The sequence below is a fragment of the Myxococcales bacterium genome, from assembly GCA_016720545.1.
GTDB lineage: Bacteria > Myxococcota_A > Polyangia > Polyangiales > Polyangiaceae > JAAFHV01.
Map to the genome: position 1 here is coordinate 106,326 of JADKKK010000012.1, position 15,224 is coordinate 121,549.

The window sequence follows — 15,224 nt, forward strand, 5'->3', positions numbered from 1 at the left end:
CCGGCGCGCGGCCTTGCCTTTGTCGCTCGTGGCGGGACTTCTGCTATCGTGGACCGATGCGGGAGATCTCCATCGGGCGGCGCGCGGTCCCTCTGTGTCTTGTGGCGCTCGCGTGGGTCTTCCCGGCGTGCAGCAGCGTGCCCGACCCGGGCGAGACGCCCCCGACCCCGACCGGCACGACCACGGGCACGACGCCCCCGCCTCCGCCCCCGCCCGACGCGAGCGTCGACGCGGCCCCGAAGTGCGGCGCGACCGGCCCCAAGTGCGCCGATGGAGCGGCCTGCGCTGCCCCGGCCGACTGCTCGAGCGGCAACTGCGCCGGCGGCACCTGCCAGCCGGCCTCGTGCACGAACGGCGTTCAGGACGGCGCCGAGACCGGCACTGACTGCGGCGGCGCGTGCAAGAAGTGCGACGGCGAGCCGTGTGTCGCCAACTCCGACTGCCTCAGCACCACCTGCGGGCCCGACAAGACCCTGCGCGCCGCCGGGCACCAAGACCTGCGGCGTCGGCCTGCCCGCCAAGTGCAAGAACGGCGAGCCCTGCGTCGCCGATCGCGACTGCGTGACCGACTATTGCCGGGCCCTCGCGTGCGGCGATCCGCCCACCACAGTGCACCAAGACGGACGCCGCGACGGCGGCGAGACCGGCGTCGACTGCGGCGGCACGGCGCTCCCCGACAAGCCGTGCCGCGCCGGCGAGCGGTGCGTGAACAACGACGACTGCATCTCCAAGTGCCAGGCGGGCTACTGCACTCCCGCCGACGCCACCGACGGCAAGAAGAACAACGGCGAGACCGACGTCGACTGCGGCGGCCCCAACGCCCCCAAGTGCGGCGTGGGCAAGGTGTGCGCCGTGAAGGGCGACTGCGGCTTCGACGTGTGCACCGCGGGCGTGTGCGGCGTCGCCAGCTCGACCGACGGGGTCAAGAACGGCGGCGAGTCCGACATCGACTGCGGCGGAACAGGTCAGACCTATGGCGGCGTGGTCGTCCCGCCCGCGCCGCGGTGCGAGGCGGCGCAGGCCTGCGCGCTCGACGGCGACTGCACCAGCTCGGTGTGCGCGCGCGGGGTCTGCGTCGAGGGGCCGAGCTGCCGCCCGCTGCACGGCGGCGTGACGTGCGGCGCGGGCGAGGTGGGGCAGCCTGGCGTGGTGCACGAGAGCTGCTGCAAGAGCCTCCCGGTGCCCGGCCTCACGATGGTGCACCAGGGCGTGACCAAGCAGGTGTACGTCGACAAATACGAGATCACCGCGGGCCGAATCCGCGCGTGGGTGACCGATCTGAAGGCGCAGTTCGCCGGTCAGCCCAACGTGAAGGCGTGGGTCGAGGCCCGCATCCTGACCGATCCGCTCGTCGCCGCGCAGCTGAACGCGGCCTCGCGCGAGTATCTCCCGTCGCGCCACAACGGCCAGCCCTACGATTTCCCGAGCTGCGCGAACCACCCGAACTACCCGAACTGCACGCAAGACATCGGGCTCGACAGCCAGCTCGGACCCCTGTCGTACTACCGCGGGTTCTCCACGGGGGGCACGAGCGGGTGTTACATGGGAGCCGGCGGGTACGGGCATCGCACCTACTGGTTCGACGACGCGCTCAGCGTGGCCTTCGGCGAGGTGCCGCGGCCGGCCATGAAAGATCTCCTCGATCAGAAGTCGATGAACTGCGCCCCGCCGCCGCTCTTCGCCGCGTTCTGCGCGTGGGACGGCGGCTACATGATCACGCAGCAGGCCCTGGCCGAGGCGTACGGTCCGTTCACCTGGCCCTGGGGCGACGACCCGATCCCCCAAGACCCCGCGGGTTGGACGAACTACAACGCCGGGACCAGCGGGTTCAACGCAGAGAAGGCCCCGCGGTACCTCTGGCCCGTCGTGGGGTACAACACCTTCGCCAACGATCTCTCCCCCATCATCGCCTCCCCCGGGCGCTTCACCACCGATCTCAGCGTCATCAAGCCCTTCGCAGGGAGCAACGAGTCGTGGATGGACCTGGGCGGCAACATGATCGAGTGGTCGGCCAACACCGCGGGCGCCGGCACCTACCACGGCTGGACGGGCGCCTCGTTCGAGGGCCACGTGTATCCGCGCTCGTGGGGCGGAGGCATCCACGTGCTCGACAAGTACGGTAAGGGCGGGGCGCGCTGCATGCGCCTGCGCTGACCCGTCACCAGACCAGGTCACGAAAGTTCGCTCCAGCGGGGCCGAACGGGGCTAAATCTCGCGGCGCGTGTGTCTCTCGCGCTGACGCGGGGCGCGCGCTCCCCGAAGGAGGTCCCCGTGTCTGCTCGCGTCATTCGTTCGCCTCGTGGGTCGGAGCTGTCGTGCAAGGGGTGGGTGCAGGAGGCCGCGCTCCGCATGCTCCACAACAACCTCGACCCCGAGGTGGCCGAGCGCCCCGACGACCTCGTCGTGTACGGCGGCACCGGCAAGGCCGCGCGGAGCTGGGAGGCCTTCGACGTGATCGTGCGCGAGCTGCGCGACCTCGCCGACGACGAGACCCTGCTCGTGCAGTCGGGCAAGGCCGTGGGCCGCTTCCGCACCACGAAAGACGCGCCGCGCGTGCTCATCGCGAACTCGAACCTCGTCGGCAAGTGGGCCACGTGGGACGAGTTCCGCCGCCTCGAGGCGCTCGGCCTCACGATGTACGGGCAGATGACCGCGGGCTCGTGGATCTACATCGGCACGCAGGGCATCCTGCAGGGCACGTACGAGACCTTCGTCGGCGGCGGCGAAGCGCACGCGCGGCGGCGCGAAGGGCGGGCGCCTGGGTGCTCACGGCGGGCCTCGGCGGCATGGGCGGCGCGCAGCCGCTCGCCGCCACCATGGCGGGGCTCTCGTGCCTCGCGGTCGAGGTCGACGCCTCGCGTATCCAGAAACGCATCGACACCCGCTACGTCGACGTCCGCATCGACGATCTCGACGAGGCGCTCGGGCGCATCGAGCGGGCCGTCGAGAGCGACCAGCCCATCAGCGTGGCGGTCCTCGGGAACGCGGCGGAGATCTACCCCGAGCTCGTGCGCCGCGGGGTGATCCCCGATCTCGTGACCGAGCAGACCAGCGCCCACGATCCGCTGAACGGCTACGTGCCCGCGGGCTTCTCGCTCGCCGAGGCGGCCGAGCTGCGGGCGGAGGACCCGGAGGGCTACGTCGAGCGCGCGAAGGGCAGCATGGCCGAGGAGCTCGACGCGATGCTCTGGTTCCAGGCGCGCGGCGCCGAGGTGTTCGACTACGGCAACAACATCCGCGCGTGCGCGGTCGAGGGCGGGTGCGCGCGCGCGTTCGACGTGAAGGGCTTCGTGCCCGCCTACATCCGGCCGCTGTTCTGCGAGGGCAAGGGCCCGTTCCGCTGGGTCGCGCTCTCGGGCGACCCCGAAGACATCCGCGTGACCGACGCGTGTGTTCGCGAAATCATGAAAGATGACGAAGACTTGCAGCGGTGGCTCACGCTCGCCGAGGAGCGCGTCGCGTTCCAGGGCCTGCCCGCGCGCATCTGCTGGCTCGGCTACGGCGACCGCGCGAAGGTCGGCCTCGCGTTCAACGAGCTGGTGCGCACCGGCAAGGTGAAGGCGCCGATCGTGATCGGGCGCGATCACCTCGACTGCGGCTCGTCGCGTCGCCCAACCGCGAGACCGAGGCCATGAAGGACGGCTCCGACGCGATCGCCGACTGGGCGATCCTGAACGCCCTCGTGAACACGGCGGGCGGCGCGTCGTGGGTGAGCTTCCACCACGGCGGCGGCGTCGGCATCGGCATGAGCCTCCACGCGGGCATGGTCATCGTCGCCGACGGCACGCCCGAGGCGGCGGCGCGCCTCGAGCGCGTCCTCACGAGCGACCCCGGCATGGGCGTCATCCGCCACGCCGACGCGGGCTACGAGGAGGCCGAGCGCGCCGCGCGCGAGCGAGGCGTGCACATCCCGCACCTCGCCGAGAAGTAGGCGCGGGGTCAGTACACCGGCGGGCGCACGGTCACGACGAGGGGCGTGCGCAGGGGCGCACCTTATCGCACATGCGCCCCTTGTGGGCATTTCGCGCGAAAATGGGGTCTCCCGGCGCCCGGCCCGCGGTGCAGTGGATCGCGCGTGATCTAGGCGCGCGGACCCCCCGAGGGGCGCGGGTGAGGCCGCGGGTGAGGGTAATGGGAGAGCCCCACGCGGCGCCCGTCGGGATCGCGGAGGGCGGTCGTGAACTCGGTCTCAGCCTCCACGGGGAAGCCCGCGTCGCGCAGCCGCTCCACGCGCTCCGCGCGCTCCTCGGGGGCCACCTCGAAGACGGCGATCTCCATCGAGCCTCGGGGCACGTCGGGCTCGTCGTCGCCTGCGAGCTCCAGCATCACGAGGGTGCCCTCGGCGTCGAGCCACACGCTCCGCTCGGAGCGGCGAGCGACGGGCAGCCCCAGCAGGGTCGCGTAGAAGGCCTCGAGCCGCTCGAGGTCTCGCGTTCGAAAGGCGAGGTGGTGCACGCGCATGGCGCGACCATCGCACGCGGTCGATCGCGCGTCACGTGGTCCACAGCCTGGTCCACGGGCGGTGCGTCCGTGGTACTCCCCGTCGCATGCCGCACCGCACAGTCGTCGTCGCCACGCACGGGCACTGCCTCGATGGCCTCTGCTCCGCCGCGCTCTTCACACGCCTGCTCCGCCACGTCGAGCACGGCGACCACGGGCGGTCGGGCGACCTCGTGTTCCGCTATCTCTCGATGGGCTACGGGCCCGGCGACAGCGGCGTGCCTCCGCGCCTCCTCGACGGCGACGTGAACGCCATCCTCGACTTCCGCTTCTCGGCGGCCGAGAACCTCACCTGGTACTTCGACCACCACGTGAGCGCGTTCGCCACGCCCGGCGAGCGGCGCGTGTTCGAGGAGCGCGCCGCGGGGGGGCGGGCCGCGCGAGCCGAGCGCCACTTCCACGACGGCGCCTACGGGTCGTGCACGAAGCTCATCGCCGACATCGGCGCGGCGCAGTTTGGGCTCGACTCCGCGCCGGTCGCCGAGCTCGTGCGCTGGGCCGACATGATCGATCGCGCGGCCTTCCCGAGCGCGCGCATGGCGGTCGAGAAGAAGGAGCCCGTGCTGAAGCTCATGACCGTGGTCGAGCACGGGGCGGACGCCGCCTTCTTGTCGCGTTTCGTGCCGCTGCTCCTCGAGCACGGCATCGAGGGCGTGGCGAACCTGCCGGAGGTGCGCGAGGCGTACGTGCCGTACGAGGAGCAGCAGGCCGGGTTCGTGCGGCTCGTCGAAGGGAACGCGGTGAAGGACGGCGCCGCGGTGCTCGTGGACCTCAGCGCGCACGAGCTCGACGCGGGGCCGAAGTTCGTCACCTACGCGCTCTTCCCGGAGAGCGCGTATTCGGTCGTGCTCACGCGGTCGCGCAAGAAGTGCAAAATCTCGATCGGCTTCAACCCCTGGTGTGGGCAGACCCGCACGCACGACATCGCGAAGATCTGCGAGCGGCACGGGGGCGGCGGCCACCCGGTGGTCGGGGCCATCGCGCTCCCGCCCGACCCGCAGAGCACCGCCCGCGCGGTCGCGCTCGCTAAGGACCTCGCGCGGGAGCTCGGCCAGTGAGCGGCCTCGAGCCCGGCTCGCGCGAAGGTGGGGCTGTCGGCCTTGAGCGCTTCGACGAGCACCTCGCGCGGCCGGTGCCTCCGCTCGCCGCGCAGGACGGTCGAACGCTCGAGCGCCTCGTCCGCGTGATGCAGCGCCTGCTCGCCGAAGATGGCTGCCCGTGGGATCGCGAGCAAAGCCTGGAAACCCTTCGTAAATACGTCCTCGAGGAGGCCTGCGAGGTGATCGACGCCATCGAGGGCGGCGACCGCGCGGCGCTGAAGGAGGAGCTCGGCGATCTGCTGCTCCAGGTCGTCTTTCAGGCGGAGCTGCTCCGGCGCGAGGGCCGCTTCGCGATCGACGACGTGATCGCCGGCATCGTCGAGAAGCTCGTGACCCGCCACCCCCACGTGTTCGGCGATCTCGACGTGAAAGACGCCGACGAGGTGCTCCGCAACTGGGAGCTCCTGAAGGCCAAGGAGAAGGCCGGGCGCGGCATCCTCGCGGGCGTGCCGAAGAGCCTCCCGGCGCTGACGCGCGCGCAGCGCATCGGCGAGAAGGTCGCGCGCGTGGGCTTCGACTGGGCCGACGAGCGCGGCTCGCTCGCGAAGGTGCACGAGGAGCTAGGCGAGCTCACGGCGGCGCTCGAGGGCGGGGACACCCAGGCCGTCGAGGAGGAGCTCGGTGACGCGCTCTTCGCCCTCGTGAACCTCTCGAGGCACGCGAAGGTCGACGCCGAGGGCGCGCTCCGCCGCACGATCGACAAGTTCACGCGCCGGTTTGGTCACGTGGAGGGCCGCGTGAGAGAGGAGCACGGCGGGTTTGGCCAGGCGGGCAACGCGACGCTGCCGCTCGAGGTGCTCGACGCCTACTGGGAAGAGGCCAAGCGAGCGGAGCGAGCGGCGCCGTAGCGCGCTCGCTCGAGGTTTCTCCCGGCCGAAACGGCTGAGGTGATAGGTCTGGGGAGAGGCGGGCGCGCCATGGGCGGCCACCTCGACCGCCCGGCTGCCCGGGGTGGTTGCAATGTACATGGTTTTCCGTTCGTGCGCGCTCGCGGTCGCGCCCCTCACGAAGCAGTAGCGTTGATGGCGGAGACCTCGCCCGCGCCCTAGTTCTGCGACGGCGGCATCGCCATCCGGCGGTTCCCGCAGGTCGACGCCGCGGCCCACTCGTCGAAGGACACGGCTACGGTGGGGTAGGCCGCGCTCGACCAGAAATTCGCCCACGGGACGGTGTTCGCGGCGCACCCCTGGCCGGTCGGGCCGCACTCGCACCGCGGCGCGCCCGTGTGCACGCGGCTCACCTGCAGGTGCAGGTGGACGCCCGTGGACCAGCCCGTCGTGCCCGCGGTGCCGAGCACCTGCCCGCGCGTGACGGTGCCTCCGCAGGTGACCCCGGGCCCGAGCGTGCCGCCCTGGAGATGCAGGTAGGTTGCATGTGTTCCGTCGCCGTGGTCGACCACGACGAGGTTCGTGTCGTTGACGCAGGAGCTCGTGCCGCAGCCGCGGGTGCTGTTCATCTTCAGGTGGGTGACGGTGCCGCCACGCACCGCGACGATCGGGAAGCCGCCGCCGTTGGCGAAGTCCCACGCGTACCTCGCGTCGCCCACGTGGTCGGCGCAGCAGGAGTCGTTGCAGTCTTGTGTGAGGCGCATGCTCGTGCCCGCGCGCCATGGCAGCCGGTAGGTGCCCGTCGTCGCCGGCGCGGCGCAGGTGTCGGCGGTGCCCGCGGGGGCGACCACGCAGCCGTTCGCGCACGGGGTCGACGAGGTGGGCGCGCGGTTCGCGCCGGGGCACTGGTAGAGCACCTTCGGATCGGCGTCGCGCATCATGTCGTTGCCGCAGTAGGCGCCGGGGGTCGCCGCGAGGCAGAGCGGGCTCGGGCCGGCGTCCGGCGTGGGGGGCGCGGCGTCTGGCTTCGAGCCGTCGGGCTGGGTGGCGTCGATCGCCGCGTCTCGCGAGGCGTCCGGCGAAGGAGGTGAGGCGTCTGGCGCAGATGAGGCGTCCGCGGGCGCGGCGTCGGGCAGCGTCGGGACCGTCGGCGTCGTCGTGGGCGGGGCGGTCGCGCTCGGGTTCGGATCGGCGGGGTCGAACGGCGCCGCGCCGTCGTCCGTGCCGCAGGCCGCGAGCGGGACGAGCGCGCCGAGGAGGAGCAGGGCCAGCAGACGGTGCGCGCGCATGGCCCCAGCATCCCACGAACGGCGCGCTCGCGCTCCCCCGATCGGTGGCTCTTGACCGATGACCGAGGTCACGTGCGGCCAGGCACCTCCACCCGGAACGCCCCGCCGCCCTCGTCGGTCACGCGGACCTCCGCGCCCAGGAACGCGCGCAATAGCGTGCATTGTGCATCGAAATGGGGCGTGGGGCGGAGCGTGCGAAACTCCCCGCCGGCCCCGAGCGCGAGCGGGAGCAGCAGCTGGTCGGCCAAGTGCTCGCACACCGGGACGTCCGCGGCGGTGAAGCGCGTCACCTCCGCGGCGAGCTTGCCCCCGACGCGCTCGGCCGGCACGCCCTTCTCGCCGAACTCGGTGAGCACGCACGTCACGTGCTCGTAGGCGAGGGTGGCCACGAGCGCGTTCCCGGGGCCGAGGGGATCGCGCAGCACCTCGGGGCGCGCGTCCGCGTCCTTCGGCCAGCCCGCCGCCGCGACGAACGTCTCCACCTCACGCGCGCCGACGCCCGGCGGGAGGTTCGCGACGACGCCGCGCGCCCGCCGCGCGACGAGCGCCCCCGCGTGGAGCAGCGAGAGGTGCCGGAGCCGCGCGCCGCCCGCCAGCTCCACGCGCAGTCGGCCGCCGCCCGCGGGGTAGAAGCCCGCGCGCTCCAGCGTGCCGTGCGCGTCGAGCCCGAGCCGCGCGAGGGCGGGGAGGAGCGACTCTGCCACGAACGGGTACGGCGGCGCCGCGGGGTTGTGCGTGCCTCCCTCGAGCGCGATCGTGCTCGCCCCCTCGGCCATGGCGAGAGGCACCAGGACCGTCGCGAGCACGAGCAGGCAGGAGCCGGCGGTGCCGACGGCGAACGAATAGCTGCCCGCGCGGACGCGCTTCGGTCGGAAGGTGAGGTCCGTGGAGCCCATCGCGGCGCCCACCACCTCCGCCCCCGCGACGTCGCGCGCCGCGAGGACGGAGGTGAGGTGCTGCCGCAAGAGGCCGGGCTTCGAGCGTTTCTTGCGGATGTTCGTGACGCGAAAGGGCTGGCCCGTCGCCATCGAGAGCGCGAGCGACGAGCGGAGCACCTGCCCGCCGCCCTCTCCCGTCGTTCCGTCGATCGTGATCATGGCTCCGTCTCCTTCGCTCAGCCCTTCACACACACGACCTGGCGCAGCTCGTGGACGATGTCCACGAGATCTTCCTGCGCCTTCATGACGGCGTCGATCGGCTTGTACGCCATGGGCGTCTCGTCGATCACCGCCTCGTCCTTCCGGCACTCGATGCCCGCCGTCGCCCGCTCGTGGTCTTCGAGCGAGAAGAGCTGGCGCGCCTTCGTGCGGCTGTGCACGCGCCCCGCCCCGTGGCTGCAGGACGAGAGCGACAGCGGGTTCCCCTTGCCGCGCACGATGTACGAGCGCGTCCCCATCGACCCCGGGATGATGCCGAGGTCGCCGAGGCCTGCCCGCACCGCGCCCTTGCGCGTGACGAGGAGCTTCTCGCCGAAGTGCTCTTCCTCGGCGACGTAGTTGTGGTGGCAGTTCACCGCCACGTCGAGCGCCTCGAACGGAGGGAGGCCCCGCTCCTCGGCCCACGAGCGAAGCGAGTCGAGCGCCGCCGTGAGCATCAGCGCGCGGCTCTCCTTCGCGAAGCGCTGCGCCCAGCCCACGGCGCGGACGTAGTCGTCGAAGACCTCCGTGCCTCGATCGAGCCACGCGAGGTCGCGGTCGGGCAGGCGCCGGTCGAGCCGGAGCGCTTCTTCGCGGGCCTTCTCGATGAAATACTGCCCGATGAGGTTCCCGACCCCACGCGAGCCGGAGTGCAGCATCACCCAGACCTGGTCGGACTCGTCGAGGCACACCTCCACGAAGTGGTTCCCCGTACCGAGCGTCCCGAGGTGCACGAAGCTGTTCGCCTTCGCGAACGTGGGGTGCTTCTCGCACATCGCGGAGAACTCCTCCTTCAGCGACGCGCACCACGCCTTCTCCACGGCGCGAGGCAGATCGTGCCACGAGCCCTTGTCACGCGCGCCGGGCGAGCGGCCGTGGGGGATGCGCGACTCGATGACCGAGCGGAGCCCCGCGAGATCGTCGGGGAGGTGCGCTGCGCGGAGCGTGGTCTTCTGCGCGATCATCCCGCAGCCGATGTCGACGCCGACGGCCGCGGGCAGGATCGCCGCGCGGGTGGGCACGACGCTCCCGACGGTCGCGCCCTTGCCGACGTGCACGTCGGGCATGACGGCGACGAACGGCCCGACGACCGGGATCTCGGCGAGCTTGCGGAGCTGCTGCTCCGCGCCGGGGTCGAACGCGACGCCGTCGACCCAGGCGTGGACGGGGACACCCTTGGTGGTGAGCGTGTGGTGCTTCGGGGGAATCATGATGTGGCCTCCGAGAGACCCTAGAGCAGGGGACGTGCCAGGCCGTTGTGAAACAGAAAACTCAATTATGACAGTAGGTTGCGACATCGCTGGTCTGGCGAGGAAGTAGAAATTTGGATAGAGGTTAGATAGATGGATATGCGGTCGCGGCGAACCGTTGGCTCTCCGCGGAGCGCGCGTCCGCGAGGCCTGGCGCGCCGCCTCGAGGAGACGCCGAGAACGCTTGCGCCCCCGCGCGGCCTCGGGTAGGCTTCTCCACCTCGTTAGGGCGCATAACTCAGCGGTAGAGTGCCACCTTCACACGGTGGAAGTCGCAGGTTCGAATCCTGCTGCGCCCACAAAGAGCCCCGGCGTTGTGCCCCGCGTGGGTCCCGCCGCTGGCGCTGGCGCTCCCGTCGCCCACGAGCCGGTGAGCCTGCGCGCCCCGGATCGTACGAGTGCGTAAGGGGAACCCCCGGGCCGTACGTGTTCGTAAGGGGGTGAACTCTCCGGCGGGCGCGAACACCGGACCCTTCATGCAAACGCGTAGCACTCCCCGCGCCCTCGCCGTCCTGGCCTCGCTCGTCGTCGCGCTGCTCTTCGCGCCACCGGCCTCGGCGGACGACTGGCAGCTCACGGGGGCGGGCGTGCGGACGCGCACGGTCGAGTCCTTCGAGTTCGCGATCTACGACATTCAGCACTTCGTCCGGGGCCCTCTGGCGGAGAAGAGCAAGCACCGCGTGATGGTGGCCGACGTGTCGAAGAAGGTGGTTTGGACGATGCGCCGCGACGTGAAGGCCGAGACCATGCAGAGCGCGCTGCGCGGCGGTTTTGCGCGCAACGGGTACGCGGACTCCAGCAAGATCGCGCTGTTCGTGAACGCGTTCCACAATCTGCACGCCGGCCAGCGGGTGACCATCACCTACGACACCGATCGGAAGCTCACGGTCCTCGCCATCGAGGGGGGCTCCGCCGTCGCCGTCGTGGGGGTCGAGTTCATGCGCGCCGTGTGGGCGCAGTGGTTCGGCGGCACGGACCAGCCGGCGCTCGGTGAGCAGCTCATCGCGAAGCTCCCGTGAGCGTACGCGCAGGCTTCCCAGCGCTCGTGAATTGTCCCGGCTAGAACACTCCGCCGAGCCCGAAGACGGCGCCGGATGACGAAGGCGTGACGACCGGCGCGACCCGCGCGCCGCGAGCGGCCCACGCGTAGTCGAACGCGAAGCCGGCGAGGACCGCGACGCCCGCGACCGCGACGCCGACCCCATCGCTCGCGCCGTCGCCGAAGTCGCCTCGCGGCTGGCGCGCCCGGTAGAGCCCTAGCGTGAGCCCTAGCGCGGCGGCCGGCAGCCCGAGGCGAAGACCGAGGCTCGCCGAGGCGCGCGCGTAGGCCCCGTGACCCGCGAACACGGCGGGCCCGCACAGCGAGTGGCCCGCGGCGGCCGTCCCGAGGGCCGCGAGGAACAAGCGCTCCTCGCTCCCTGCGCGGATGAACGGGCGCCCTCCGCCAGAGGCCGCGCCCACGACCCCGCGCACGCCGAACACCCCGAGCATCAGGAGCGGCGGGATCTTCGCGACCGCGTCGCAGGTCGCCATCTCGCGGATGAGACGCTCTCCGTCCTCCGCCCGCGCCGCTGGAGCCGCCAGCGCGATCGCGAGGCCCACGAGGGGGCTCCAGGGAGGGCGTCGAGGCATGCCGTCGCAGCGTACACCGTCGACGCGCGTCATGGCGTCGCTCGGAGCGTCAGCGCGCCTCGGGCAGCGCCTCGGCGACGTCGGCGAAGACGCGGGCGAGCCTCTTGGCGAAGGAGGCGTCGTCGATGAACACGCTCACGTTGCGGCTCTTGAGGAAGTAGTCCCCCTCCCAGTTGCTCGTGCCGAGCCACGCGCGCTCGCCGTCGACGACCATGTACTTTGCATGAATCACCCGGGCGAAGGGCACGTCGCCCCCGGACCACCGTGGCACCTCGAGGACCCGCACAGTGGCGCCGGCCTCGCGCAGGGCGAGGAGCGACGGCTCCTTGCCGTGCCAGTGCCCCACCTGGAGCGTCACGCGCACCCCGCGGGCCAGCGCGCGGCGCAGGGCCGCGTCGAGCGCGACGAACGGCGCCCCGTCGCGCATCGCGGCCTTGTAGCCGAGCGCCTGCACGAGGACCTCGCGCCGTGCCCCGTCGAGGCGGGCCTCGAGCAGCGGGAGGTCCCACGCCACGCCTTCGGGGAGGGCGTCCCGTGGGCTTGCGGCGAAGTGGACCGCGGCGTTCGCGGGCTCGGGCGCGAGCGGCGGTGGCAGAGGGGCGTCGCCGCCCGCGGCGCGGAAATCGCGCCGAAACGTCGCCACCAGGCGGGTCACGACGCTCGCGTCCCGCGTGCGCAGGCCGAGCTCGTGGATGTGCTCGAGCGACCGGTAGTCGAAGTTCTGGCTCCCGACGTACGCGTCGCGGCCGTCGACGACGAAGTACTTCGCGTGGAGGATGCCGCCGCCGTAGAGGCGCTTGCCCTCCGCGCGGCGGAGCGCGACCCCCGGCGTGGCGGCGAGCGCGTCCGGCAGCTCCGGGTACTTCGCGTAGAACGCGTCCTCGACGAGCACGCGCACACGCACGCCGCGCGCGGCGGCCCGCTGAATGGCCGCGACCACCTTGGTGAGCGCGGACGGACGCGCGCTCGGCGGCGCGTCGCTCAAGTAAAACTCTGCGATCTCGAGGGTCTCGCGGGCCCCGTCGATCATGGCGATCCACACGCTCGCGGCGTCGGGGATGTCGGCGTGATCGAGCCGCGTCTCCACCGGCCACGACTCGACGAGCTCGCAGTCGCGCGCGCGCGCGCGCGCGCGGGCCGCCGGGGGAACGACGGGAGCCGTCCCGGGTGCGGGCGGGGGAGCAGGTGGCGGGACGGGCGCGCCGCACGAAGCCAGCGCGCACGCGAGGGCCGCGCAGAACGTGGCTCGGGCAACCCCCCTCACGGCTTGCGCGCCTTCACCACGTTCTCGACCGTCGCGCGCAGCGCCTTCAGGTTGGTCGAGCCCGCGACGATGAGCATGAATCCCCACGAAGACTGATCGATCGGCACGTAGCGGTTGGGCAGCTCGAACGGGTTCAGCGCGTAGGTCTTGCCCCAGCCGTGCGAGCCCTCGACGCCCACGACGAAGTCGGTGCCCTCGGTATAGGTGGCGAAGCCGATCGAGCCCGAGGCGCGGTTCATCCGGGGAAACGCGAACGCGTTGAGCTCGCCGGGCGCGAGCGCCGCCGAGCGCGGCGGGGTCGACGTGAAGTCGGTGGACACGCCGGCGAGGATGCCGAGCCACGGGCGCACGAAGCGCTCCACGCCGAAGCCCGTGTTCACGACGGCCTGGGTGTCGGTCGAGAAGGTCTGGTCGGCGGTCGGGCTCGCGCCGGTGCGCGTGTCGAACGAGCTCACCGAGAGCCTGGCCTCGGTGGAGCGCGCGCGCGGGAAATGGACCGAGGCGTCGAGCTCGAGGCGCGTCCCGGGGAGGTTGGCCGAGATGCCCGTCCCGAGCTTCGCGGGGGTCGAGGCGCGGAACGAGCCCTCACCGCGGCGCGACGAGGCGTAGTCGTCGCTGCCAGAGTACTGGGTCTGGTAGAGCGACGAGAACTCGCCGAACACATGGAGCGAAGGCACGGTCGCGGCGAAGCCTACCTGGTAGTGGTTGTCGATGCGGTAGGTGACGCCGAGCGTGGCGTTCACGTCGATGCTCGTGCCGCTCGCGACGTTGGCGAGCGCCGTCGCGAGGAAGCGCCCGTCGGTCGAATAAATGCTCGTGTTGCCTGACGAGAGGTCGTCGAAGTTCGCGGCGAGGACGGCGAGCGACGCCCCGACGGCGAGCTCTTCCGTGACGTTCACGCTGTACGCGGGGCCCACCGAGAACCGGCCCCACTTGTGGAGGAACGACTGTCCCTGCTCGACCCGCGTCGCGTTCGAGCCGCCGCGGTAGCCGACCGCGAGGCGCGACCGGACGTCGCGCTCGAGCGTGCCAAAGCAAAGCGACGCGCGATGCCGTGGCGCGTTGTCTTCGGTCTTGCCGCTCAGGTTCGCGAAGAAGCAGAGCGTGGACGGGACGAGGTCGACCTCGGTCGTCGTGAGGCGCGTCTCGTCGAGCTGGAGGTCCCCGAACGCCGTCGCGTCGACCGCGCCAGGGCGATGGAAGCTCGGCGCCGAGGTGGACCGAAACTGGAGAAAATTCGCGGAGAAAGCGAAGCCAGAGTCGTCGACGTGGGCGATCGTCGCCGGGTTCAGGAACGGCGCCGCGCCGTCGCGGGCCGTCGCGATGCCCGTGCCGCCCATGAGCGCCGAGCGCCCCCCGAGAGGCGCCGAGCGGTAGTTCCCTTGCGCGTGCGCCTCGCGGCCTCCGAGGCCTCGCGGCGTGACGCCGAGGAGCAGCCCGAGCGGCAGCGCGACCCTGCACGCGGCCGCGAGCGAGGCGAGGCGTCGCGCGCGCGCACGTGCTGGAGTCTTCATGGCTGGCCGCAGGGTAGCAACTCTGACGAGCGCGAGAAAGCGCCGGCGCTTCCCCAGGAGTGCCCGTCCGCTGCTATATCCTGGGTTCCGGGACAGCGGGGGAGCGAATGGTGATCAAGGGGCCTCCAGGAGGGGGGCGGGCCGACGACCCGCACGAGCGCGACACGGCGCCGCCCGCGAGCGGCGCGCCGCGCGATGGCGTCGATGGCCCCACCTCGTACCGCATGGCCGCGCCCGAGAGTCGTGGCGCCGGCCCGGCCGAGCTGCGGCCGCGCCTGGGGTCGGCGAGCCTCCTCGGCGATCCGTTCGTGATGCGCCGCGTACCCCGCCGGATACTCCCGGACGATCGTCTGCGCGACGCCATGCTCGACCACCGCGAGGGCTTCGTCGTGTCGCTCGTCGATGGTCGCGTGAACGTCGAGACCATCATCGACATCACGGGGCTCTCGCTCGAAGACGCGCTCGAGCTGCTCGAGGGCCTCCGCATCGCCGAGGTGCTGGCGTTCACCTGAGGGCGCCCACTTGACGACCGTCACTTGACCTCGCCACCTCCGGAGCTAGGTTCTCGGCGCCACCCCGCCTTCGGCTCGGGGGCACCGTCGACCTTGGTTCGCCCCTTCGGGGCGCAATTCCAGGTTCAGCGGTACGATGCTTCGACGCACGCCGCGGGGGCGCGACGCCGATCCCACCGCCTCGTGGCCCAGAAGGGACG

General features: G+C 71.9%; 13 protein-coding genes, 1 tRNA gene and 1 pseudogene. 7 read left to right on the forward strand and 8 right to left on the reverse strand.

Going from position 1 to position 15,224, the window contains the following annotated elements; all coding sequences use genetic code 11:
* Positions 1-43: 43 nt before the first annotated feature.
* Entirely contained in the window at positions 44-349 is a 306-nt protein-coding gene (locus IPQ09_21045) for a hypothetical protein (protein MBL0196664.1), read from the reverse strand.
* Positions 350-423: 74 nt separating this feature from the next.
* Here IPQ09_21045 and IPQ09_21050 point away from each other — a divergent pair, with 74 nt between their 5' ends.
* Together IPQ09_21050 and hutU are read left to right on the forward strand one after the other, a co-directional pair.
* Complete coding sequence (locus tag IPQ09_21050) at positions 424-2,154, forward strand: hypothetical protein (GenBank protein ID MBL0196665.1); 1,731 nt, start codon at positions 424-426, stop codon at positions 2,152-2,154.
* Positions 2,155-2,349: 195 nt separating this feature from the next.
* Positions 2,350-3,931, forward strand: a pseudogene (gene hutU / locus IPQ09_21055) (urocanate hydratase).
* A gap of 149 nt (positions 3,932-4,080) precedes the next feature.
* Here hutU and IPQ09_21060 read toward each other — a convergent pair.
* A complete protein-coding gene (locus IPQ09_21060) occupies positions 4,081-4,461 on the reverse strand; it encodes a VOC family protein (GenBank protein MBL0196666.1) in 381 nt (126 codons plus the stop codon).
* A gap of 86 nt (positions 4,462-4,547) precedes the next feature.
* On the opposite strand from IPQ09_21060, the gene IPQ09_21065 reads away from it, so the two are divergent.
* Entirely contained in the window at positions 4,548-5,558 is a 1,011-nt protein-coding gene (locus tag IPQ09_21065; GenBank protein MBL0196667.1) for a hypothetical protein, read from the forward strand.
* A gap of 128 nt (positions 5,559-5,686) precedes the next feature.
* Positions 5,687-6,448, forward strand: a complete 762-nt coding sequence (gene mazG, locus IPQ09_21070; protein ID MBL0196668.1) for a nucleoside triphosphate pyrophosphohydrolase — start codon at positions 5,687-5,689, stop codon at positions 6,446-6,448.
* A 197-nt stretch (positions 6,449-6,645) separates the two neighbouring features.
* Here the strand turns inward: mazG and IPQ09_21075 are convergent, their stop codons facing one another.
* The 3 genes from IPQ09_21075 to IPQ09_21085 form a co-directional block, all read right to left on the reverse strand.
* Positions 6,646-7,716 (reverse strand): M23 family metallopeptidase, encoded by a 1,071-nt coding sequence (locus tag IPQ09_21075; protein MBL0196669.1) that lies wholly within the window; start codon positions 7,714-7,716, stop codon positions 6,646-6,648.
* Between the two features lie 68 nt (positions 7,717-7,784).
* Positions 7,785-8,813: an RNA 3'-terminal phosphate cyclase gene (locus IPQ09_21080; GenBank protein ID MBL0196670.1), complete on the reverse strand. Its 1,029-nt coding sequence runs from the start codon at positions 8,811-8,813 to the stop codon at positions 7,785-7,787.
* A gap of 17 nt (positions 8,814-8,830) precedes the next feature.
* Entirely contained in the window at positions 8,831-10,063 is a 1,233-nt protein-coding gene (locus IPQ09_21085) for an RtcB family protein (protein ID MBL0196671.1), read from the reverse strand.
* Positions 10,064-10,329: 266 nt separating this feature from the next.
* On the opposite strand from IPQ09_21085, the gene IPQ09_21090 reads away from it, so the two are divergent.
* A tRNA-Val gene (locus IPQ09_21090) sits at positions 10,330-10,401 on the forward strand.
* A gap of 177 nt (positions 10,402-10,578) precedes the next feature.
* Complete coding sequence (locus tag IPQ09_21095) at positions 10,579-11,121, forward strand: chalcone isomerase family protein (GenBank protein MBL0196672.1); 543 nt, start codon at positions 10,579-10,581, stop codon at positions 11,119-11,121.
* Between the two features lie 40 nt (positions 11,122-11,161).
* On the opposite strand, the gene IPQ09_21100 is transcribed toward IPQ09_21095, so the two are convergent.
* The 3 genes from IPQ09_21100 to IPQ09_21110 are packed head-to-tail and all read right to left on the reverse strand — an operon-like array spanning position 11,162 to position 14,512.
* Positions 11,162-11,734 carry a hypothetical protein gene (locus IPQ09_21100; GenBank protein MBL0196673.1) on the reverse strand — a complete coding sequence of 191 codons (573 nt, stop codon included), beginning with the start codon at positions 11,732-11,734 and terminating at the stop codon, positions 11,162-11,164.
* 49 nt (positions 11,735-11,783) lie between these two features.
* On the reverse strand, positions 11,784-12,998 hold the full coding sequence (locus IPQ09_21105) for a phospholipase (GenBank protein MBL0196674.1): 1,215 nt from the start codon (positions 12,996-12,998) through the stop codon (positions 11,784-11,786).
* Positions 12,995-14,512: a hypothetical protein gene (locus IPQ09_21110; protein ID MBL0196675.1), complete on the reverse strand. Its 1,518-nt coding sequence runs from the start codon at positions 14,510-14,512 to the stop codon at positions 12,995-12,997. Before IPQ09_21110 ends, IPQ09_21105 begins: the two co-directional genes overlap by 4 nt.
* A gap of 107 nt (positions 14,513-14,619) precedes the next feature.
* Between IPQ09_21110 and IPQ09_21115 the strand changes: the two genes are divergently transcribed.
* The gene (locus tag IPQ09_21115) at positions 14,620-15,024 is read left to right on the forward strand and encodes a hypothetical protein (protein ID MBL0196676.1); all 405 of its coding nucleotides are present in this window, start codon (positions 14,620-14,622) and stop codon (positions 15,022-15,024) included.
* Positions 15,025-15,224: the final 200 nt, after the last annotated feature.